The sequence below is a fragment of the Streptomyces sp. NPDC055078 genome, assembly GCF_053607985.1.
In genome coordinates, this window is sequence record NZ_JBSGUP010001159.1 from 1 (window position 1) to 1,087 (window position 1,087).

At 74.3% G+C, this 1,087-nt stretch carries 1 protein-coding gene; it reads right to left on the bottom strand.

Features of this window, described 5'->3' with window-relative positions:
• On the bottom strand, nucleotides 1–911 hold a 911-nt coding region (locus ACWF94_RS40915), incomplete at its 3' end, for a family 2 encapsulin nanocompartment cargo protein polyprenyl transferase (RefSeq protein ID WP_453500435.1).
• Nucleotides 912–1,087: the final 176 nt, after the last annotated feature.

Below are 1,087 nucleotides of genomic sequence, written 5' to 3' on the forward strand. Positions count from 1 at the left end.
TGCGCCCAGTCCCGGCCGCCCGCCCGGTCCACCGCCTCGGCGGCCCTGCGTACGGCCGCCCCGGTCATGGGCCCGCGATACAGCTCCGCCAGCTCCGCGCCGGCCGGTGTCCCGGAGGTGAGGGCCGCCACCACCGGCAGCGACTTCTTGTGCGCGGCGAGATCGGCCCCGGCGGGCTTGCCCGTACGCCCCGGGTCGCCCCAGATGCCGATCAGATCGTCGATGAGCTGGAACGCGAGTCCGGCCTCCCGGCCGAAGGCGTCCATGGCCGCGGTCTCCTCCGGGCCCGCACCCGCGTAGAGCGCGCCCAGCGCACAGGCGCAGCCCAGCAGCGCCCCGGTCTTCGCCATCGCCATGGCCAGGCACTCGTCGAGGGAGACGGCGTCCGGCGGACGCTCCTCGAACGCGCAGTCCGCCTGCTGTCCGGCACACAGCTCGATCACACAGGCCGCGAGCCGCTCGGACGCCGCCGCCGACGCGGGGTGGCCGTCCTCGGCGAACAGCCGCAGCGCGAGCGCCAGCAGCGCATCGCCCGAGATGATGGCGTCGGCGGTGCCGAAGACGGTCCAGGCGGTGGGGCGGTGCCGCCGGGTGGGGTCCTCGTCGATGACATCGTCGTGCAGCAGGGTGAAGTTGTGCGCCAGCTCCACGGCGACCGCAGCCCGCACCCCCTCCCTGGGGTCCCCGCCGAGCGCCCGCGCCGAGGCCAGGACGAGCGCGGGCCTGATGGCCTTGCCCCCGGAGCCCTCGGCCGAGGTGCCGTCCGCGTGCTCCCAGCCGAAGTGGTACATCGCGACCCGGCGTATGGACGCGGGCAGGGACTCGACGGTCGCTCTCAGCTGAGGATCGACGACATCGCGGGTCCGTTCCAGAAGTGCGAGCGCCTCTCGGCCCTCGACGGCCTCCGACATGGTCAACTGGCGGTCCTTTCCCGAAGGGATGAAGCGTCCGCGATCGCGGACGCCTGACGTCGGCACCGGGCGGCGCAGTCGGCTCGGCCGCGCAGTCGGCTCGGCCGCGCAGTCGGACGGAACGGATACGGGCCGGATACGGGGGCGGGATACGGAGGCGGGATACAGGGGCGGGA